Consider the following 20,685-nt stretch of genomic DNA (forward strand, 5'->3'; position numbering starts at 1 on the left):
GGGTGCTCACAGGTTGTACTGCTTGCGCTTGCGGTACAGGGTCGAGGCGTCGATCCCCAGAGTCTTGGCGGCCTGATCGAGAGTGCCGGCAGTCGCCAGTACTGCGCCGATGTGGGCTTTCTCCAGTTCGTCGAGGCTCAGCGCGGCGCCAACCCGTGGTGCGTTGTTGGCCGGTTGTTCGGCCATGCCGAGGTGGCTGATTTCCACGCGCTCCTGCGGGCAGATGATGCTCGCCCGTTCGACCACGTTGCGCAGCTCACGGATGTTGCCGGGCCAGCGATAACCCAACAGAGCTTCGCGAGCTTCGTCGCTGAAACCCCGGGCCGGACGCGCGTATTCCTTCACAAAGCGAGCGAGGAAGCGGTCGGCCAAGGTCAGGATGTCTTCGGCACGCTCGCGCAGCGGCGGCAGATGAAGGGTGATGACGTTCAGGCGATAGAGCAGGTCTTCACGGAAACGTCCGTCACGCACCATGTCCTCAAGATTGAGGTTGGTGGCGGCAAGAATACGCACATCGGCGCGGCGGGTGACCGGATCCCCTACCCGCTCGTATTCCTTGTCCTGAATAAAACGCAGCAACTTGGGTTGCAATGTCAGAGGAAAATCGCCGATCTCGTCGAGAAACAGCGTGCCGCCATCGGCCTGGTTGACCCGACCCAGCGTGCTTTCGCTGGCCCCGGTGAACGCGCCACGACTGTGACCGAACAGCTCGCTCTCCATCAGTTCTGCGGTCAGCGACGGGCAATTGATGGTCACGCAGGATTTCTTCTCCCGCTTGCTCCAGCCGTGAATGGCTCGGGCCAGTTCACCTTTACCGGTGCCGGACTCGCCGAGGATCAGGATGTTGGCGTCGGTGCCCGCCACTTGCCGCGCAGTTTCGAGTACGACTTTCATCGCCGGGCTGTGGGAATCGAGACCGTCCTTGGGTTTGCGGATCTCGCCTTCGAGAGCTTCCAGACGCGCCGACAGCTGACGTACTTCCAGTTGCTTGGCGGTCGCCAGGCGTAATTGATCCGGGCTGCACGGCTTGACCAGATAATCGGCAGCGCCGGCCTGAATCGCATCCACGGCAGTATCGACGGCCGAATGGGCAGTGACGATCACCACCCGCATCCACGGCGCCTGAATGCGCATCTGCGCCAATACATCGAGGCCGTTGTCTTCGCCCAGACGCAAATCGAGGAAACACAGGTCGAACACCTGACGTTGCAACAGCGCGTCAGCCTGGGCCGCGCTGTTGGCGGTGGCGACGGTATAACCTTCGTCTTCCAGGCAATAACGGAAGGTTCGCAGGATGGCGGATTCATCGTCCACCAGCAGAATGCGGCCTTGGTGCTCAGTGGCTGATTCCATTTTTCCTACGCTCCATAAGTGAATGTCTTGGGTTAGTCCCGGAAAAATCGGGCAAGTTGCATGGTTGATTCTGATCGATTCCGGTCATAGCAGGGTAGCTCTCTCCTGCCCTCACGGCTAATCCAATGATTTTGTTGATTTTTTAAACATCGCACAGTTCCAAGGCGGTTTCCTGCCTCCTTTTGTGACATCCGCACCCTGCCCTCAATTCAAAAAGAATGATTTCTCCTACGAAATAATCGTGCATTACGCACGACCCTCCGCGGCCCATCGTGCAGGATGCGTCGTCAGGAATTTTCACACCATCTGTAACTAGCTGATTTTATTGATTTTTTTCAAACAAAAAAGCTGGCATGCAGGCTGCAATACCTCTCTCAGCCCGGGCAGAAATGCACTGCCCCAACCGAATAAGAGTGAGGAACCCAGGATGACTCGCCCACGTGCCGCCCAAATGCGTATCTCGCCACTGCACTTGCAGCAGGCCCTGTTTGGCGCACTTGCGCTGTTGATCACGCTGATCGCCTGCCAGCAATACCTGCGCTGGGAGCAGAGTCAGCAACCTGAGCCCCTGATTTCCATGCAACACGCGACGCAGACGCACTTCAGCGCCGTCAGCAGCAGCCAGGCCGACAACGGCGCGATGCGCATGATGGACGTCGACCAGCCACAGCCACTGGGCGACATGCCCCGTGAAGAACGCTGGGTTTTCTGATCAACGAATCTGGGCGCCCCCGCGCCGAGACCGGCAACACCCCTAAATAGAAGCAAGGAGAATCACCATGTTGAGCTGGGCAATCACATTCCTGATCATTGCCATCATCGCTGCAGTACTGGGCTTCGGTGGTATCGCGGGCACCGCCACGGGTATCGCCAAGATTCTATTTGTCGTGTTCCTGGTGATGTTCATCGCTTCCTTCTTCTTTGGCCGTCGCGGTCGAGGTTGAACATGAAGGGTTTAAAGACACTGGCAGCCGCCCTGCTCCTGGGCGGTAGTGCCATGGCGATGGCGGCCAATGACGGCCAGGCGCGGGTCAACGAACTGTTGAGTTCCGACCCGCAATACAGGGAGACCTGGGAAGGCGTGGTGAAGAAGGAAGAACGCCTGCCGGAATGGGTGATGAACCTCTCCGGCGCGCCGGACCAACAGATGAATGCCGTGACCGAAGATGGCGATCAGTATCTGGTGGGGCCGCTCTGCGAATCGCAGGACAAATGCCTCAACCACCGCCTGATCGTCGCCTTCAGCTTCGACAAGAAACACGCTTACGCCATGCTGGTCGATGTGCCCGAAGGACTGCCGGCCGACAAGTCGCCAACTCGACATGCCACCTACCGCTTCCTCGGCAAGCCCGACCAGGGCATGCAGGATCTGTTGATGGAAACGCTGAAGAAAGATCCGAACTGGTATTGAACATGAGGGCAGCTGAAAGGCTGTCCTCCATTGCACCCGCCCGAGGAAGGCCGGTGCATGACCAGGGGGCCGGGACGTTCTGACTGTTGCAGGGTCGGAGTGACCTACGGGTACAGGGAGTGCCTGCGATGAGGGCCTGGTCAGGGTAAAAGCTGCGACGCAAGTTCGCCAACCGGAGCGGTTCGACGGACTTGCGCTGAGCTTTCAACGTGACAAAACGTTGATCCAGAGCGTTCTGCTCGTCTTTTTTATCGCTCACACTGCGTGCGAAAGCATTTCGCGGTGTTTCTTCGCGACCGTATATCGAGAAAGAGTCGATCGAGTAAGTGGGACTTTTAGTTTCCTAACGTAGGCTTTTTCCTAAATTTTTCGTCGAAATCACTCGTTCAAAAAATAACCAACCTACGCTGTAATGGCCGGTTCACGGCACTTATGCCTGCCGAAATGTCGTATTCGAACCGGTTGGGACGCCAGTTTCATTTAAAAAAGCTCATGCCGATTCGGCATAGGGTAGGCGTTTACGGCATTAGACGGCGCAACCTTGCATCGGAATAGTTGCGCCTTTTTTCGCCTGCCGGAGAGCCGTAAACACGCGCTTCGGGGCACCTTATACGGAGGCAGATGCACAGACTTTTCCGCTAAAGAGCGTTCCAGTTCCTGCATGTGCCTGAGTCAAACGCAAGTAAGGGTAAAGATAATGAAGAAGGCAAAGCTTAGCCTCGCCTGGCAGATCCTCATCGGTCTGGTGTTGGGGATTGCAATCGGTGCGTTGCTCAACCATTTCAGTGCCGAGAAGGCCTGGTGGATCAGCAACGTCCTGCAACCGGCAGGCGATATCTTTATCCGTCTGATCAAGATGATCGTGATCCCGATCGTCATCTCTTCCCTGATCGTCGGCATCGCCGGCGTGGGCGACGCCAAGAAGCTCGGGCGCATCGGCCTGAAGACCATCATCTACTTCGAAATCGTCACCACCATCGCCATCGTTGTCGGCCTGCTGCTGGCCAACCTGTTCCATCCGGGTGCCGGCATCGACATGAGCACCCTGGGCACTGTGGACATCTCCAAGTACCAGGCAACCGCCGCCGAAGTGCAGCATGAACACGCGTTCATCGAGACCATCCTCAACCTGATCCCGTCGAACATCTTCGCGGCCATGGCCCGCGGCGAGATGCTGCCGATCATCTTCTTCTCCGTGCTGTTCGGTCTCGGTCTGTCGAGCCTGCAGTCGGACCTGCGCGAGCCGCTGGTGAAGATGTTCCAGGGCGTCTCGGAAAGCATGTTCAAAGTCACCCACATGATCATGAACTACGCGCCAATTGGTGTGTTCGCTCTGATCGCGGTGACCGTGGCCAACTTCGGTTTCGCTTCGCTGCTGCCGCTGGCCAAGCTGGTGATCCTGGTTTACGTCGCCATCGCCTTCTTCGCCTTCGTGATTCTGGGCCTGATCGCCAAGATGTTCGGTTTCTCGGTGATCAAGCTGATGCGCATCTTCAAGGATGAGCTGGTCCTGGCTTACTCCACCGCTTCCTCGGAAACCGTGCTGCCACGCGTGATCGAGAAGATGGAAGCCTACGGCGCACCGAAAGCCATCTGCAGCTTTGTGGTACCGACCGGCTACTCGTTCAACCTCGACGGTTCGACCCTGTACCAGTCCATCGCGGCCATCTTCATCGCTCAGCTGTACGGCATCGATCTGTCGATCAGCCAGCAACTGCTGCTGGTCCTGACCCTGATGGTTACTTCCAAAGGCATCGCCGGCGTGCCGGGCGTGTCCTTCGTGGTACTGCTGGCCACTCTGGGCAGCGTGGGTATCCCGCTGGAAGGCCTGGCCTTCATCGCCGGTGTCGACCGTGTGATGGACATGGCGCGTACCGCCCTGAACGTGATCGGCAACGCCCTGGCGGTACTGGTCATCGCTCGTTGGGAAGGCATGTACGACGACGCCAAGGGCCAGCGCTACTGGAACTCGCTGCCGCACTGGCGCAGCAAGGAAAAACTGCCGGCCGGTGACGTTTCGAACAACTGATCCCCGCCCGCCAGGCACCCTGACAAACCCCGGAGAAATCCGGGGTTTGTCGTTTCTGGCGACCCCGCTATCATTCGCCGCATCTTCCGGGGGATTTGACTGATGCTTAATGGCCTGTGGCTTGGCTTCTTCATCGTGGCAGCCGTTTCGGCGCTGGGGCAATGGCTGATCGGCGGCAACGCCGGGATCTTCGCGGCGATGGTGGAAAGCATTTTTGCCATGGCCAAGCTGTCAGTCGAAGTCATGGTGCTGCTGTTCGGCACGCTGACCCTGTGGCTGGGCTTCCTGCGCATCGCCGAGAAGGCCGGGATCGTCGAGTGGCTGGCCAAGGCGCTGGGCCCGCTGTTCCTGCGGCTGATGCCGGAAGTGCCGGCGGGGCACCCGGCCATCGGCCTGATCACCCTGAACTTTGCCGCCAACGGCCTGGGCCTGGACAACGCCGCCACGCCGATCGGCCTCAAGGCCATGAAGGCGCTGCAAGAGCTCAACCCCAGCTCGACCATCGCCAGCAACGCGCAAATCCTGTTCCTTGTGCTCAACGCGTCGTCCCTGACCCTGCTGCCGGTGACGATCTTTATGTACCGCGCCCAGCAAGGCGCGCCGGACCCGACGCTGGTGTTCCTGCCGATCCTGCTGGCCACCAGTTGCTCGACCATCGTCGGCTTCCTGTCGGTGGCCTTCATGCAGCGTCTGCGGGTCTGGGATCCGGTGGTGCTGGCTTACCTGATTCCCGGCGCGCTGATCCTCGGCGGCTTTATGGCGTTGCTGGCGACGATGTCGGCGACAGCGCTGGCGGGCCTGTCGTCGATTCTCGGCAACCTGACGCTGTTCGGCCTGATCATGCTGTTCCTGGTGATCGGCGCGTTGCGCAAGGTGAAGGTCTACGAGGCATTCGTCGAAGGTGCTAAGGAAGGTTTCGACGTTGCCAAGAACCTGCTGCCGTACCTGGTGGCGATGCTCTGCGCGATCGGTGTATTGCGCGCGTCAGGCGCACTGGACTTCGGCCTCGACGGGATTCGTCATCTGGTGGAGTGGGCAGGGTGGGACACGCGTTTCGTCGATGCGCTGCCGACTGCGATGGTCAAACCGTTCTCCGGCAGCGCCGCCCGGGCGATGCTGATCGAAACGATGAAGACCTCGGGCGTGGACAGCTTCCCGGCGCTGGTGGCCGCAACCATTCAGGGCAGCACCGAAACCACGTTCTACGTGCTGGCGGTGTATTTCGGCGCTGTGGGCATCCAGCGCGCCCGGCATGCCGTCGGTTGCGCGCTGCTGGCCGAACTCGCGGGCGTGCTCGGCGCTATCGGCGTCTGCTACTGGTTCTTTGGTTAAGGCTCAAGGCCGGGCAGGTGGGGCAACTTTCTGCCCTTGCTCCACCGCCCACGCCACGACTTTCGCGGTGAGGCGATCACTGGCCTGACCGAATCCGGCCACCACCGCCGGAACCTTCACATCATTGAGCGGCTGACGTTCTTCGAAGCGGCGACTGGCGAGAATCCGCTGGTCATAGCCGCGCACCAGCAACGCATCGACCCGCACCACCACGCTGGCCTGCGTGCCCTGATACTCGGTTTGAAACGCCTGCAAGCTACCGCCCAGTTCCAGGTCCGCCTGGAAGTTGCTGTCGTCGGTGCTCAGCAGCGATATACGCCCGTCACGCTGGAATCCATCAAGCAACCGATTACGCATCAGCACCGGCGCCGGATCGCTCCAGCGCGAGGCCTTATAAGTGCTGATCACGTCACCCTGGGGAATCACCGCGATGCCCGGCCGGTTCAGCGCTTCGCTGGCCTGCAATTTGTTCAACCGTAGCGACCAGTGCTGCATAGATGCCGAGCTGGCCGAGGCGGGCGCCTGTGCGGCTGGCAGGCGATAGACGTCCAGCGGCTCGGACTTGGGCAGAATCGAGCACGCGCTGATCAACGTGAAGCCGGCGAGGAGGGCGAGGCGAGTCAGCTTCATGGCGTGAACTCCTTGTTCTTGTCACTGCCCAGCAGGTAACCGCTGGGGTTGGCCTCCAGGCGTTGGGAAATGGCGCGCAGCGAGTTCAGGGTTTCACGCAGTTCGCGGATCGCCGGGGCCAGACCGTTGAGGCCTTGCATGCCGCTGTCGAGGGAATTCTGGTTCTTGCTCAACAGGCCGTTGATGGTGGCGCTGCTTTGCTCCAGGGATTTCATCGCCTGCTCAGCACTACCCAGGGCCTGTTTGCCCTGATCGTTGAGCAGACCGTTGGCGTTGCGCATCAGCGCCGAAGTCTGTTCGAGCATGCTGCCGGCCTGCTTGCCCACCGTCGCCAGTTGCTGCATGGCCTGGCGCAGGTCGCCGCGCTGATCGTTGATCGAACCGGTGGTCTGTTCCAGATGCTGGAGGGTTTTGCTCACGCGCTCGATGTTGTCGGCGGAGAACATCTGATTGGCGTTGCTCAGCAGGGTGCTGACTCCGCTCATCAGGTCGTTGCTGTCATTGAGCAGCCGCGAGATCGGCGAGGGCGAGGCGACGATGGTCGGCAGATTTCCGTCATGGCCCTTGAGTTTCGGGCTCTCTGGCGTGCCACCGCTGAGCTGGATTATCGAGGTGCCGGTGATCCCGGCCAGGGCCAGTTTGGCTTGGGTGTCTTCCTTGACCGGCGTGTCGCCCGCAAGGCGAATCCGTGCCAGCACCCGACGCGGGTCCTGCGGGTCGAGGCGCAGGCTGACTACATCGCCGACCTTGATCCCGCTGTACTGCACCGGGCTGCCCCGGGACAGGCCGCTGACCGCTTCGTTGAAGACGATTTCGTAATCCTTGAACTCGGTGTCGACGCTGGACTTGGCCAGCCACAGACCGAAGAGCAGGGCGCCCGCCACCACAATCACCGTGAACAGGCCGATCAATACATGATGGGCTCGGGTTTCCATGTCAGACCTCGTTGAGCTGTTTGGCGGCGTCCAACGCCGAGCGGCCGCGAGGGCCGTGGAAGTATTCGTGAATCCACGCGTCGTCGGTTTCCGAGACCACGTCGATGGGACCGGCCACCAGCACTTTCTTCTGCGCCAGTACCGCGACGCGGTCGGTGATGGTGTAGAGCGTGTCGAGGTCGTGGGTCACCAGAAACACGCTCAGGCCCAGCGCGTCGCGCAGGGTCAGGATCAATTGGTCGAACTGCGCCGCGCCAATCGGATCGAGACCGGCGGTGGGTTCGTCGAGAAACAGGATGTCCGGGTCAAGCGCCAGCGCCCGGGCCAGCGCCGCGCGCTTGATCATCCCGCCGGACAGCGAAGCCGGGTACTTGTCCGCCGCCGACAACGGCAGCCCGGCCAGCGCCAGCTTCACCGCCGCCAGATGCTCGGCGTCGTCGCGGCTCAGGCCGGCGTGTTCGATCAGGGGCAGGGCAACGTTCTCGGTCACCGTCAGCGACGAGAACAGCGCGCCTTTCTGGAACAACACACCGAAACGCCGCTCGATCAGCGAACGCTCATGCTCCGGCAGGCTCGGCAGGTTCTGGCCGAACACCTTGACCATGCCTTCGCTGGGCCGGCGCAAGCCGACGATGCTGCGCAGCAACACCGATTTGCCGCTGCCGGAGCCGCCGACCACGGCCAGGATCTCGCCTTTGTACAAGTCGAGGTCGAGATTCTCGTGCACGCTCTGACTGCCGAAGCGATTGCACAGGCCACGGACTTCGATCACCGCCTCGGAGGGCGCGCGGGGTAGACGACTCACCAGCCCATCTCCATGAAAAACAGCGCGGCGACCGCATCGAGCACGATCACCACGAAGATCGATTGCACCACGCTTGAGGTGGTGTGGGCGCCGACCGATTCGGCGCTGCCGCTGACCTTGAAGCCTTCCAGACAGCCGATGGCGGCAATCAGGAATGCGAAGATCGGGGCTTTGACCAGGCCCACCAGGAAATGTTGAATCCCTATGTCGCTTTGCAGCAGCGACAGGAACATCGCCGGCGAGATATCCAGCGACACCGCACAAACCACAGCACCGCCGACGATCCCGCAGATCATCGCCAGAAACGTCAGCATCGGCAGCGCCACCAGCAGCGCCAGCACACGAGGCACCACCAGCAACTCCATGGGGTCGAGGCCGAGGGTGCGAATCGCGTCGATTTCCTCGTTGGCCTTCATCGAGCCGATCTGCGCGGTAAAGGCACTGGCGGTGCGGCCGGCCATCAGGATCGCCGTGAGCAATACGCCAAACTCGCGCAGGAAGGCGAAGCCCACCAGATCCACGGTGAATACGCTGGCGCCGAAACTGGCCAGCACCGTCGCCCCGAGGAACGCCACCACCGCGCCCACCAGAAAGGTCAGCAACGCCACAATGGGCGCGGCGTCGAGGCCGGTCTGTTCGATGTGCGCAATCATCGGCGTGATCCGCCAGCGCTTGGGCCGGAACAGGCTGCGGGCGATGGTTTCGAGGATCAGGCCGACGAAGCCGAGCAGCTGCAGGGTGTCCTGCCAGACCGTGTCGACGGCCCGGCCGATGCGGGTCAGCAATTGCACGCTGACGCTGATTTCCGGTTCCTTGATCGGTACGCAGAAGTCGGTCAGCGAGCGATACACGGTTTGCAGCAAGGCGCGGTCGGCGCTGGAAATCGTGCAGTCGGGGTGTTCGGCGGACTTGCCCAGCCGCTCGGAGCCGAGCAGTTCGACGAGCAGCGACGCGCCGGCGGTGTCGAGGGCACCGAGGCCGTTGAGGTCAATGGGGGTGTTGGCGTCGTACTGGCCGTGGAGCGTTTCGCTCAGTTGCTTGAGGTCGGCGTAGTGGGCAAGCGTCCAGTCCCCGGTCACCCGCAGGCGGGCAGGGGTGATCGAGGTGTCCAGGCGGGCACTGCCGGTCATTGGGCTGCTGGTCATAAGCTCCGTGCTTGTTCGGCTGAATACGCTGGCATACGTAATAGCACGAACACGGTTACTTTTCTTTGGTCGGTGTGCTGTCCGTGACCTCGAAGCGCAGCACACCAATCACCTGACCGTCTTCGGTCAACACCCGCACCTGCCATTTGCCCGCCGGGTTGCCGGGGAAGTTCTGCTTGTGGGTCCAGGCCCGGTAGCCTTCCTTGCGCCCGCCGTGGATGTCGAGGGCAATGCGGTCGACCTCTTTGCCGTTGAACTGCCAGACGTGATAAATCCGCTCATCGAGCCCGCGCGGCGCGTTGATCGCGGTGTAGGCATAGAGCCCGCCGCCACGGATCTGCTCGGCGCTGACTTCCTTGAGGCTGGCGCCCGGAACCCGGTCCTGCACCTGGGTGCTGATCGCCACGTCGGTCATCCACAGCGTTGCCGGTGGCACCCACGAACGCAGGACCCAGCCCACGCCACCGATGCCGACCGTGATACACAGGATCGCCAGCGCGTTGCGCACGGTGCGGATCGGGAAGATCGACGCCAGGCTCGGGAACGACAACACCACCGCAATCCCCAGCGCCCATTTGAAGCTCTGCGAGGTGGTCAGGTGCATGATCACCGGCAGCGCCGTGAGCAGGGCGGCGAACAGGGTCAGGGTGTGCAGCGCAAGAAACGCCCAGCGCCGTGGCGCCAGCCATTTGTAGTAGAGCGGGTCGACGATCGAGATCAGCGCCGCGATGCACAGCAGCCCGGTGAAAAACAGCTGGCCGCTGTTCCAGGTGGTGGTGATGAAGAAGAACGGCAGGACGAAAAACAGGCTTTCCTGGTGGATCATCTGCGTCGCGTAACGCAGCAGCGGCTGGGGGATTTCCCGTTTGAAGATCCGCGTGAACAGCCTGGTCAGGCTGTTTTCCAGCATCAGCCAGATCCAGCTCAGGAGCATGATCGTGGTGATCCAGCTCGCCAGCCCCTGTTGCCGGTCGACCAAAATGAAACTGCCGACCCCGGAGATGAAACCGCCGAGCGCAATGACCCCGGGGTAGCGCTTCATCAGTTCGAGAATGCGCTGGATCAGGAGGGTCAATTTAGACATTTGGGCGGTTCACGACAGTCGAGGAAAAAACCCCGACAGAGTACCGCCCGCCGGGCCGCGTGGCGAGGCTGCCGGTCAGTCTGGATGCACGGATTTGCGTCGATGCAGGCGCCAGCCGAGCAGGATCAGTACCAGCACGCCCAGCCCACCCGCCAGCAGCCACAACACCTGATCGTCGCTGAGCAGCGGTTTCTCGATCCGCAGATAGCCCGGTTGCAGCAGTAACTCGCGCATGGCCTTGTTCGCCGCCTCCAGCGTCACGCCTTGCAGCTCCCGCGCAGGATCGGCAAAACGGCCATCCTCGTAGTCGCCCAGGGCGCTCCAGTAATAGTCGGCCATGGCGCTGGTGCCTTGCACGGCCCAGGCCTGGTGGGCGATGGCGGCTTGTTTCAAGCGGTTGAAGGTGTCGGCATCGAGGCCGTTTTTCAGCAGGTCGGCCTTGAGGTCTTCCAGCACTTGTTCGGCTTCGGCGATGTCGCCGCGATCCAGGTCGGCGTTGAGGCTCATGAAACCGACGCCGCCGAACACTTCGCGCTCGGCCCACGGCCCGTAGGACAAACCGTGGTTCAGGCGCAGTTGGCGGTACAACGCCCACTCCAGGTATTCCTTGAGCAGGTCGAAGGTTTCGTCGTACTGGTCGTCCAGCACCGGCTCCGGCACCAGCCAGTGCAGCTTGGCGCTGTTGCCGATGAAACCGCGAGTGATCGTGCGTTCGTGAGCGGCGCTGGCGCGGATGTCCGGCAACGGACGGTGTTCGCTCGGGTCGACCGCTTCCAGCGCGCCCCATGCCCGTTCCAGATAGGCCGGCAGCAGTTTGTCGAGGTCGCCAACGACAATCAGGGTCATGTTGTTCGGCGCGTACCAGGCCTTGCGCACCTTCTCCAGCTGTTCGCGGGTCAGGCCATCGACTTCGGCCCGCTGCGGGCATTTCAGGCCTAGCTCGACCGCCAGTTGATTGCTCGCGGTGTGGCCCAGATCCTGCCGGTCGAGAAAGCGTTGCAGACGGGTGTAATGACCGCCGTCCTCACGCTCGACCACCCGTTTGGCGGCGTTGATCGCGTTGTCGTCGAAGCGGGTCTGGGTCAGCAGATCCAGCAGCAGGTCGAGGACCTTGCGCTGGTTTTTCGCCGGGGCTTCGATGACGAAGGTGGTGTCGGCATTGCTGGTGAAGGCGTTCCAGTCACCGCCGAGGGCCTGCATGCGCTCTTCGAGGCCACCTTCGCCGGTGGCGTCGATGCCGCTGAACAGCAAGTGTTCGAGCAGGTGCGGCAGTTCCTTTTCATTGCAGTCGAAATCGTCGAGACCGACGCCGATCACCAGCCGGATCGCCACATGCCCACGCTCGGTGCCGGGCTTGAGCAGCAATTGCAAACCGTTGGGCAGCGCATAGCCTTCAACCTGAAAACGATCCAGGGCGAAGGCGGGCAGGGAACCGAGCAACAGACAGGCGAACAACAGGCAACGCATAACGAGCTTCCATACGGCTGAATTGGAGATCCGTGTCGTCAGTCCGGCCGCGAGGCCGAACCTTGAGTTACTGACTGACCACAACCCCAGACGTTCAAGGCGAATGCGTGATGTCCGCCATATCGTCTGCCGCCAGCGCGCCGGTATCGGAAGTTTCCAGCACCACATAGGCGCTGCTGCAGAACAGCGAGTTCAGGCGTTTCATGTCGGCAATCAACTCCAGGTGCAACGAACTGGTCTCGATACTCTGCACGATCTTACGTTGCAACCGGCTGACATGGGCGTGGGCCAGACGCCGTTCCTGTGCGCGAAAGCGACGTTTCTCACGCAGCAACTGGCGGGCGCTTTCCTTGTCGCCGCTGAGGAACACCGACAGCCCGAGCCGCAGGTTGGCGATCAATTGCTGTTGCAGGCCGGCGAGTTCTTCCAGCCCGTCCTCGGAAAACGACCGGCGCTGCGAAGTCTTCTGCTGCTGCACTTTGCGCAGCATGCGTTCGATCAGGTCGCTGGCCAGTTTGAGGTTGATCGCCAGCTCGATGATCTCCGCCCAGCGCCGACTGTCCTGTTCGCCGAGATCTTCGCGGGGCATCTGCGCCAGGTACAGCTTGATCGCGCTGTACAACGCTTCGACGTCATCGGTCAGCTTGCGCATTTCCTGGGTGACGGCGGTCTGCTTGCCGCGCAGCACGTCGAGGGTCGCGTCGAGCATGTTGTCGATCAGGTCGCCCATGCGCAGGGTTTCCCGGGCGGCGTTGGCCAGTGCCAGGCTCGGCGTGACCAGAGCGGTGGCGTCGAGGTGACGCGGCTTGGCGGTGCCGTTGACCTCCGGGCGCTCAGGCAGCAGCCAGGCACACAGCCGTGCCATCGGCCCGACGCTCGGCAGCAGGATCAGGCAGCGCGCCGTGTTGTAGAGCAGGTGGAAGCCGATGACCATTTCCTGCGGGCTGAAATCCAGGCTGTCGATCCAGTGCACCAGCGGGTCGAGCACCGGAATGATCAGCAGCAGCCCGATCAGCTTGTACAGCAGGCTGCCCAGCGCAACTTGCCGGCCAGCGGCGTTCTGCATGCTGGTGCTCATGAACGCCAGCACACCACTGCCGATGTTGGCGCCAATCACCAGACCGATCGCCACCGGCAGACTGATCACCGCAGCGCCGGCGAGCGTGGCGGTCAGCAGTACCGCGGCGAGGCTTGAGTAGGAAATCATCGCGAACAGCGCGCCGACCAGGGCGTCGAGCAGGATATCGCCGGTCAGCGAGGCGAAAATCACCTTCACCCCTTGGGCATGGGTGATCGGCGCAGCGGCCTCGACGATCAGTTGCAGCGCCAGAATGATCAGCCCCAACCCGATGGCCACACGGCCCATCTGCCCGAGCCGGGTCTGTTTGCGCGACAGAAAGAAAATCACCCCGAGGAAAATCAGCAGCGGCGACAGCCACGACAGGTCGAACGTCAGCACCCGCGCCATCAGCGCCGTACCGACGTCGGCGCCAAGCATGGTCGCCAGGGCCGGGGTCAACGCCATCAGGCCCTGACCGACAAAGGACGTCACGAGCATGGCAGTCGCGTTACTGCTCTGCACCATCGCGGTCACGAGGATGCCGGCGACAAAGGCCAGCCAGCGTTTGGACATGTTCTGGCCGATCACGTGGCGCAGATTGGTGCCGTACACCCGCAGGATGCCGGTTCGGACGATGTGCGTGCCCCAGATCAGCAGGGCCACGGCAGAAAGCAAATTGAGCAGGGTGAGCATGCAGACCCCCTGTAATAGCAGCGCCCCAGAGGGGCAAGTTGACGGTACCGCGCAATTTCTACGTTCTGATACTTAAGCTGTAGTTGGCTAACGGTCTGGGCGCCAGCATTGCACAGCTAAAGCGGGGATTGAAACAAAAGTGTCATGAAAACAGGTTCATGCAGCCATGAAAAAAGGGCCCGAAGGCCCTTTGATCTGTTGCGCAGCGTTCGGGTTACTGACCCGGAATATCCTTGCGCAGTTTCACCGGATCCTGCTGTTTGCGTTTTTTCGCGATGGCGGTGCGCATCTTGATGTTGATCGCTTCGACCGCCAGCGAGAACGCCATGGCGAAGTAGACGTAGCCTTTCGGTACGTGTACGTCGAACGATTCGGCAATCAGCACGGTGCCGACCACCAGCAGGAACGAAAGCGCGAGCATTTTCAGCGACGGGTGCTTGTCGATGAACTCGCTGATCTTGCCCGAGGCCAGCATCATCACCAGTACGGCCACGATGATTGCCGCGACCATGACCGGAACGTGGGACACCATGCCGACGGCGGTGATCACCGAGTCCAGCGAGAACACGATGTCGATGATCGCGATCTGGATGATGGTGTAGAGGAAATTGCCGCCCTTGCCGCCAGGCGTCTCGTCGCTTTCGTCTTCACCTTCCAGCGCGTGGTACATCTCCTGGGAGCTTTTCCACAGCAGGAACAGGCCACCGAAGAACAGGATCAGGTCGCGGCCGGAAATGCCCTGGCCGAACACTTCGAACAGGTCGGCGGTGAGGCGCATGACCCAGGTGATCGACAGCAGCAACAGGATCCGCGTGATCATGGCCAGGCCAAGACCGAAGATCCGGGTGCGCTGCTGCATGTGTTTGGGCATGCGGCTGACCAGGATCGAAATCATGATGATGTTATCGATGCCCAGAACGATTTCCAGGGCGGTCAGGGTGAAGAAGGCAACCCAGATCTCAGGGTTGGTCAGCCATTCCATGTGTATTCCTTTGAGCGAGTGTTAAACCAGGACGCCAGCAATCAGCTGGCGTCCTGGTGAGTTTGGTGCCGTTACAACGTGCTGAACAGCGGGAAAGTCCCCAAAAGCAAGGCTGCGACCAGTATGCACAGGCAGACCAGCACTGCCCACTTCAGGGTGAAACGCTGGTGATCGCCGAACTCGATCCCCGCCAGTGCCACCAGCAGGTACGTCGACGGCACCAGTGGGCTCAGCAGGTGAACCGGCTGGCCGACGATCGAGGCACGGGCCATTTCCACCGCGGTGATGCCGTAATGGCTGGCCGCTTCGGACAACACCGGCAACACACCGTAGTAGAACGCGTCGTTCGACATGAAGAACGTGAACGGCATGCTCACCAGCGCCGTGATCACCGCCAGGTACGGGCCGAGGAAATCAGGGATCACTGCCAGCAGGCTTTTCGACATGGCATCGACCATGCCGGTGCCCGACAGGATACCGGTGAAAATGCCCGCCGCGAAGATCAGACTGACCACCGACAGCACGCTGCCGGCGTGGGCGGCGACGCGATCCTTCTGCATTTGCAGGCAAGGGTAGTTGACGATCATGGCAATACTGAACGCCACCATGAACAGCACCGGCAGCGGCAGCAGGCCGGCGATCAGGGTGCACATCAGGGCCAGGGTCAGCAGGCCGTTGAACCAGATCAGTTTCGGACGGCGGGCATCCGGGAATTGCGAGACGCTGATTTCGCTGTGATCGATTTCGTCGCCGATCAGGTGCAGCTCGCCCAGACGCGCACGCTCACGTTTGCCGTAGAAGTAGGCAATGATCAGGATCGCCACCACACCGGCAGCCATCGCCGGGATCATCGGCACGAAGATGTCCGACGGGTCCACGTGCAGCGCGCTCGCCGCACGGGCGGTCGGACCACCCCACGGGGTCATGTTCATCACGCCGCCGGCGAGGATGATCAGACCGGCCATGATTCGCGGGCTCATGCCGATGCGGCTGTACAGCGGCAGCATGGCGGCCACGCAGATCATGTAAGTGGTCGCGCCGTCACCATCGAGGGAAACGACGAGCGCCAGTACGGCGGTGCCGACCGAAACCTTCAGCGGGTCGCCCTTGACCAGTTTGAGGATCTTGCGCACGGCCGGGTCGAACAGGCCGGAGTCGATCATCAGGGCGAAATACAGAATCGCGAACATCAGCATCACGCCGGTCGGCGCAAGCTTGGTAATACCTTCGAGCATCATCGGGCCGATCTTCGGGGCGAAACCACCGAACAGGGCGAACAGGATCGGGATGATGATCAGAGCGATCAGCGCAGACAGGCGCTTGGTCATGATCAGGAACATGAACGTGATGACCATGGCGAAGCCAAGGAAAGTCAGCATGGGAATACTCCAGGCGTAGCGCGGCTAGGTAAGTGAGCGGATCGGGTGGATCAGCGCAGAACGGGAAGCACGAGGCGTACGGGCGGAGTTGCAGCGAGGAGGCGGGTTGCAGAGGACATCAGAATCACCATTGTTGTTGTTAATTGGGCCTGTCGTGCGAGCAATCACACGCATTGGCCAACCGGTCTGTTGCCGGCAGTGGGGGCGATCCTAATCGGGGAACCTTTCAGCTACCTTTCGCGCAAGAAAGCTTTGGGCGAACGGCCAACCGGCCGTCGGATGCGGGCTAGAGTCAATGAACACGGGAAGCGGAGGGCAGGGCGATGACTGAGTTGCACGGCGGTGGCTGCCATTGCGGACATATCCGCTATCAGTTCAGCGGAGCGTTGCACGACATCGCCCACTGTCATTGTTCGATCTGTCGAAAGGTCAGCGGTGGCATCGTCACCACCTGGATCACGCTGCCGGCGGCGAACTTCCAGTGGCTGGCCGGGACGCCTTCGCGCTATGACTCGTCGACCAGTTGCGCCCGGTTCTTCTGTCCGCACTGCGGCGCACAACTGGCGCTGGTAACGTTGCTCAGTCCCGAGAGCATCGATCTGACGATTGCCACACTGGATCATCCAGAGTTGGCCGCCGCCGAGCGGCATATCTGGACCGACAGCCAGTTGCCATGGCTGCACCTGGACGAGCATTTGCCGGGTGAGCCCGAAGAAACCATCTGATTAAAAAATAGACAGATCCAGCGGCCGCATCGCGCCCATCCAGATCGCGTGTTCGGTGTGATCGAGCAAGTCATCGCCGGTGTCCGGGTGCAGGAACACCACCAATCCCTTGCGATTGAGCGCCAGCCACGGCATCACATCACCAATCAACTCCGGGCCGAAGGCCAGCTGGCAGCTCCAGTCCGGGTGCGGGCCGACCGGACGTTCATGCACGCGGCCCATCTTCAATGGGAATAATTGCGCGGCTTGCTCACACAGCGTCCGCGCCTGTTCGATCGTGCTGGCGTCGTAATAAATGTGGGCGTGGTAACCCTTGATCGTCTGCATCGCAAACCCCCTGAATCGGTTCGAACCCTCGGCGTTGCCCGTATGTCACACGCCATACAAGGGAAAACAAAAGGGACCTCAGCCATGAAAAATGCCGAAACCCCGGCGGTAAAAGTGGTGCTCTATGGTGCCATGAGTAGCCTGGGCAGTGCGTTGATGGCTGAACTGCTGCGTCGCCAGCACGAAGTCATCGCGATCCTCGACGATCTGACGGCGCTCGCGCCACGGCCGGGGCTGCGCACCAAAAGCGGCGATCTGCTCGATGCCGAGCGGGTCAATCAGAGCGTGGCGGGCAGCTCGGCGGTGATCTGCCTGCTCAATGCGCCGGGCTTGCCGCTGAGCAGCGATCATGTCGAGAAGTCCGTGGTGCTGGGGCCGGTGGAACAGGTGCTGGCGGTGGACGCGCTGATCGATGGATTGCAGGCGGCGAACGTCTCGCGGCTGTTTGTCATCGGCGAATTCGAAGCACTGGACGATCCGGAAAACGCCGACCCGCTGCAACGCCACGCCGCCGAAGAAGTGCGCGAAGCCCTGCAAAGCAGCCCGCTGCACTGGACGCTGGTGAATGCACCGCGCAGCGTCGCCGGGCTGACGATCGAGCATTTCAGTCAGGTCGGCCGCACGCTTGAACCGGGTCTGGCCGAACCGCTGGAACGCCTGAACCGGGTGGCGGTGGGGATTGCCGATGAGCTGCGGCTGAATCTGCATCTGCGTCAGCACGTGGATTTTGTCGCCGCCTCTTGATCCGTTACACAGCAATCGAAGGCAACGGCAATCCAGCCAAGGACTCGGCGCTGCTGGCTTGTTCGACCATCAGCCAATCCACGAACGTCTGGATCAACGCGCCCCGGCGTTTGCGTTGCGGCAGCACCACGTAATAACCGAGGCGCGATAGGGTGGTTTCGGCGATCGGTCGGCACAACAAGCCCTGGGTAAGCAAGTTATCCACAAGGTGACGCCAGCCGATCGCCACGCCCTGACCGCCAATCGCCGCTTGAATCAGCAAGGTGTAATTGTCGAAGCGCAACTGGCCCGGGGCCGGCGGCGTACTGATGTTCAGCGCGCGAAACAGACCGCTCCAGTCGAACCAGTTGCTGCTGTTTTCCCCGCGCAGGTGCAGCAGCGGGAACTCCATCAATGCCTGGGCAGGCAAGGGCAGGGGGCGATCCTTGAGCAGTTGCGGGCTGCACACCGGAAACACTTCTTCGCTGAACAACCAGTGACTTTCGCCCTGTTTGAAGCGACCGTCGCCGAACAGCACGGCAACGTCGATATCCGGGCGCAGCATGTTGTGATTGCGCTCGCTGGTAACCAGGCTCACGTCCACCTGTGGATAAGCTTCGTGAAAGCGATGCAGACGCGGCATCAGCCAATACGCGGCGAAGGCAAAATCGGTGGCGACCTGCAGCACTTCATGTTGCTGCTGCGTGCTGATCGCGCTCAATCCTGCATCGATGTTCTGTAAACCGAGGGTAACTTGCTCGAACAGGATCGAGCCGACCTCGGTCAGTTCGATGCCTCGGTAGATGCGGTCGAACAGCCGCGTGCCGAGTTGCTCTTCCAGCCGTTTGATCTGCTGACTGATCGCCGGTTGCGTCGTGCCGAGCTCAACCGCCGCAGCGGTAAAACTGCGATGACGGGCCGCCGCCTCGAAGGCGCGCAACAGATCCAGCGACAAATCACCAAGAGCTTCATACATAAGCTGTGCTTATCCTAGTCATTGTCCGGCGCGGGCTTTACCGGATATTGCGGGGAATCCATGCTCGATCGCAGCAATGTCGCATAAATATTCACTATGGAATGCCGCGATCACATGAAGCGCAAGAACATTCTTTTCATCATGGCCGATCAAATGGCCGCGCCAATGTTGCCGTTCTACGGCCCGTCGCCGATCAAACTGCCGAATCTCAGCCGCCTCGCCGAACAAGGCGTGGTGTTCGATGCCGCGTACTGCAACAGCCCGCTGTGCGCACCGTCGCGTTTCACCCTGGTCAGCGGCCAGTTGCCGAGCAAGATCGGCGCCTACGACAACGCCGCCGATTTCCCCGCCGACATTCCCACCTACGCCCATTACCTGCGCCGCCTCGGTTACCGCACCGCGCTGTCGGGCAAGATGCATTTCTGCGGCCCCGATCAACTGCACGGTTACGAAGAGCGCCTGACCAGCGACATCTATCCGGCCGACTACGGCTGGGCGGTGAACTGGGATGAGCCCGATGTGCGGCCGAGCTGGTATCACAACATGTCTTCGGTGTTGCAGGCCGGACCGTGTGTGCGCACCAACCAGCTCGATTTCGATGAAGAGGTAGTGTTCAAGGCGCAGCAATACCTGTTCGACCATATTCGCGAGGACGGCGACCAGCCGTTCTGCCTGACCGTGTCGATGACTCACCCTCACGATCCGTACACGATTCCCAAGGCGTTCTGGGATTTGTATGACGATGCGGATATCCCGCTTCCGACGACGCCGGATCAGCATTCACTCGATCCGCACTCCCAGCGTTTGCTCAAGGTCTACGACCTGTGGGATAAGCCGCTGCCTGTGGATAAGATTCGCGATGCACGCCGCGCGTACTTCGGTGCATGCAGCTATATCGATGCCAACGTCGGCAAACTCCTGCAAACCCTCGAAGATTGTGGGCTGATGGACGACACCGTCATCGTCTTCTCCGGCGACCATGGCGACATGCTGGGGGAGAAGGGCCTCTGGTACAAAATGCACTGGTACGAAATGGCCGCTCGTGTGCCCCTGTTGATAAGTGCACCCGGTCAGTTCAAATCGGGCCGTGTCAGCGCTGCCGTCTCCACCGCCGATCTGCTGCCGACCTTCGTTGAACTGGCCGGCGGCAACCTGGAACCGAACCTGCCGCTGGACGGCCGCTCGCTGGTTCCACACCTGCAAGGGCAGGGCGGTCACGACGAGGTGTTCGGCGAATACATGGCCGAGGGCACCGTCAGTCCGCTGATGATGATCCGCCGTGGCGCCTTCAAATTTATCTACAGCGAAACCGACCCTTGCCTACTCTTCGATGTGGATAACGATCCACGCGAACAGGAAGAACTCAGCCAATCACCGCAACATCGCCAGCTGTTCGACGATTTTCTTGCTGAAGCACGGGCCAAGTGGGACATCCCGGCCATCCACCGCGAAGTTCTCGAAAGCCAACGGCGTCGGCGCTTTGTCGCCGAGGCGCTGACGATCGGCAAGCTGAAGAGCTGGGATCACCAGCCGCTGGTGGACGCCAGTCAGCAGTACATGCGCAACCACATCGACCTCGATGACCTGGAGCGCAAGGCCCGTTATCCACAACCCTGCCAAAACCAATAA

20 protein-coding genes are annotated in these 20,685 nt (G+C 61.2%); 8 read left to right on the plus strand and 12 right to left on the minus strand.

The window, feature by feature from the left end; genetic code table 11:
• Positions 1-6 precede the first annotated feature (6 nt).
• Positions 7-1,353, minus strand: coding sequence for a sigma-54-dependent response regulator transcription factor AlgB (gene algB, locus PMI24_RS11620; protein WP_007954049.1), 1,347 nt, complete (start codon positions 1,351-1,353; stop codon positions 7-9).
• A gap of 427 nt (positions 1,354-1,780) precedes the next feature.
• Here algB and PMI24_RS11625 point away from each other — a divergent pair, with 427 nt between their 5' ends.
• The 5 genes from PMI24_RS11625 (at position 1,781) to PMI24_RS11645 (ending at position 6,125) form a co-directional block, all read left to right on the plus strand.
• Positions 1,781-2,065 carry a hypothetical protein gene (locus PMI24_RS11625; protein WP_007954051.1) on the plus strand — a complete coding sequence of 95 codons (285 nt, stop codon included), beginning with the start codon at positions 1,781-1,783 and terminating at the stop codon, positions 2,063-2,065.
• Between the two features lie 67 nt (positions 2,066-2,132).
• Entirely contained in the window at positions 2,133-2,297 is a 165-nt protein-coding gene (locus tag PMI24_RS28810; protein ID WP_003177151.1) for a DUF1328 domain-containing protein, read from the plus strand.
• A gap of 2 nt (positions 2,298-2,299) precedes the next feature.
• On the plus strand, positions 2,300-2,764 hold the full coding sequence (locus PMI24_RS11635) for an inhibitor of vertebrate lysozyme family protein (RefSeq protein WP_007954053.1): 465 nt from the start codon (positions 2,300-2,302) through the stop codon (positions 2,762-2,764).
• A 697-nt stretch (positions 2,765-3,461) separates the two neighbouring features.
• The gene (gltP, locus tag PMI24_RS11640; protein ID WP_007954055.1) at positions 3,462-4,793 is read left to right on the plus strand and encodes a glutamate/aspartate:proton symporter GltP; all 1,332 of its coding nucleotides are present in this window, start codon (positions 3,462-3,464) and stop codon (positions 4,791-4,793) included.
• Positions 4,794-4,895: 102 nt separating this feature from the next.
• Positions 4,896-6,125 (plus strand): nucleoside recognition domain-containing protein, encoded by a 1,230-nt coding sequence (locus PMI24_RS11645; protein ID WP_007954056.1) that lies wholly within the window; start codon positions 4,896-4,898, stop codon positions 6,123-6,125.
• A gap of 3 nt (positions 6,126-6,128) precedes the next feature.
• Here PMI24_RS11645 and PMI24_RS11650 read toward each other — a convergent pair whose 3' ends face one another.
• The 9 genes from PMI24_RS11650 to PMI24_RS11690 form a co-directional block, all read right to left on the minus strand.
• Positions 6,129-6,755: an ABC-type transport auxiliary lipoprotein family protein gene (locus tag PMI24_RS11650; protein ID WP_007954058.1), complete on the minus strand. Its 627-nt coding sequence runs from the start codon at positions 6,753-6,755 to the stop codon at positions 6,129-6,131.
• Positions 6,752-7,690, minus strand: a complete 939-nt coding sequence (locus PMI24_RS11655; protein WP_007954061.1) for an MlaD family protein — start codon at positions 7,688-7,690, stop codon at positions 6,752-6,754. The genes PMI24_RS11650 and PMI24_RS11655 overlap by 4 nt, the downstream gene beginning before the upstream one ends.
• A gap of 1 nt (position 7,691) precedes the next feature.
• Complete coding sequence (locus tag PMI24_RS11660; RefSeq protein WP_007954063.1) at positions 7,692-8,495, minus strand: ABC transporter ATP-binding protein; 804 nt, start codon at positions 8,493-8,495, stop codon at positions 7,692-7,694.
• Positions 8,492-9,640, minus strand: coding sequence for an ABC transporter permease (locus PMI24_RS11665; RefSeq protein WP_045121722.1), 1,149 nt, complete (start codon positions 9,638-9,640; stop codon positions 8,492-8,494). Before PMI24_RS11665 ends, PMI24_RS11660 begins: the two co-directional genes overlap by 4 nt.
• 55 nt (positions 9,641-9,695) lie before the next feature.
• Positions 9,696-10,724: a DUF5924 family protein gene (locus tag PMI24_RS11670; protein WP_007954065.1), complete on the minus strand. Its 1,029-nt coding sequence runs from the start codon at positions 10,722-10,724 to the stop codon at positions 9,696-9,698.
• A gap of 75 nt (positions 10,725-10,799) precedes the next feature.
• Positions 10,800-12,191 carry a M16 family metallopeptidase gene (locus PMI24_RS11675; protein ID WP_007954066.1) on the minus strand — a complete coding sequence of 464 codons (1,392 nt, stop codon included), beginning with the start codon at positions 12,189-12,191 and terminating at the stop codon, positions 10,800-10,802.
• 94 nt (positions 12,192-12,285) lie between these two features.
• Positions 12,286-13,944: a Na/Pi cotransporter family protein gene (locus PMI24_RS11680; protein ID WP_007954067.1), complete on the minus strand. Its 1,659-nt coding sequence runs from the start codon at positions 13,942-13,944 to the stop codon at positions 12,286-12,288.
• Positions 13,945-14,158: 214 nt separating this feature from the next.
• Complete coding sequence (locus PMI24_RS11685; protein WP_007954068.1) at positions 14,159-14,926, minus strand: TerC family protein; 768 nt, start codon at positions 14,924-14,926, stop codon at positions 14,159-14,161.
• 71 nt (positions 14,927-14,997) lie between these two features.
• Entirely contained in the window at positions 14,998-16,305 is a 1,308-nt protein-coding gene (locus PMI24_RS11690; protein WP_007954069.1) for a CitMHS family transporter, read from the minus strand.
• A gap of 323 nt (positions 16,306-16,628) precedes the next feature.
• Here PMI24_RS11690 and PMI24_RS11695 point away from each other — a divergent pair, with 323 nt between their 5' ends.
• A complete protein-coding gene (locus tag PMI24_RS11695) occupies positions 16,629-17,030 on the plus strand; it encodes a GFA family protein (RefSeq protein ID WP_007954070.1) in 402 nt (133 codons plus the stop codon).
• Here PMI24_RS11695 and PMI24_RS11700 read toward each other — a convergent pair whose 3' ends face one another.
• Complete coding sequence (locus PMI24_RS11700) at positions 17,031-17,357, minus strand: DOPA 4,5-dioxygenase family protein (RefSeq protein WP_007954071.1); 327 nt, start codon at positions 17,355-17,357, stop codon at positions 17,031-17,033.
• Positions 17,358-17,441: 84 nt separating this feature from the next.
• Here PMI24_RS11700 and PMI24_RS11705 point away from each other — a divergent pair, with 84 nt between their 5' ends.
• Positions 17,442-18,101 (plus strand): NAD(P)-dependent oxidoreductase, encoded by a 660-nt coding sequence (locus tag PMI24_RS11705; RefSeq protein ID WP_007954072.1) that lies wholly within the window; start codon positions 17,442-17,444, stop codon positions 18,099-18,101.
• A 4-nt stretch (positions 18,102-18,105) separates the two neighbouring features.
• Here PMI24_RS11705 and PMI24_RS11710 read toward each other — a convergent pair whose 3' ends face one another.
• Positions 18,106-19,056 (minus strand): choline sulfate utilization transcriptional regulator, encoded by a 951-nt coding sequence (locus tag PMI24_RS11710; RefSeq protein ID WP_007954073.1) that lies wholly within the window; start codon positions 19,054-19,056, stop codon positions 18,106-18,108.
• Positions 19,057-19,170: 114 nt separating this feature from the next.
• Between PMI24_RS11710 and betC the strand changes: the two genes are divergently transcribed.
• Complete coding sequence (betC, locus tag PMI24_RS11715; protein WP_007954074.1) at positions 19,171-20,685, plus strand: choline-sulfatase; 1,515 nt, start codon at positions 19,171-19,173, stop codon at positions 20,683-20,685.

Source organism: Pseudomonas sp. GM25 (genome assembly GCF_000282255.1).
Taxonomy (GTDB): domain Bacteria; phylum Pseudomonadota; class Gammaproteobacteria; order Pseudomonadales; family Pseudomonadaceae; genus Aquipseudomonas; species Aquipseudomonas aphyarum.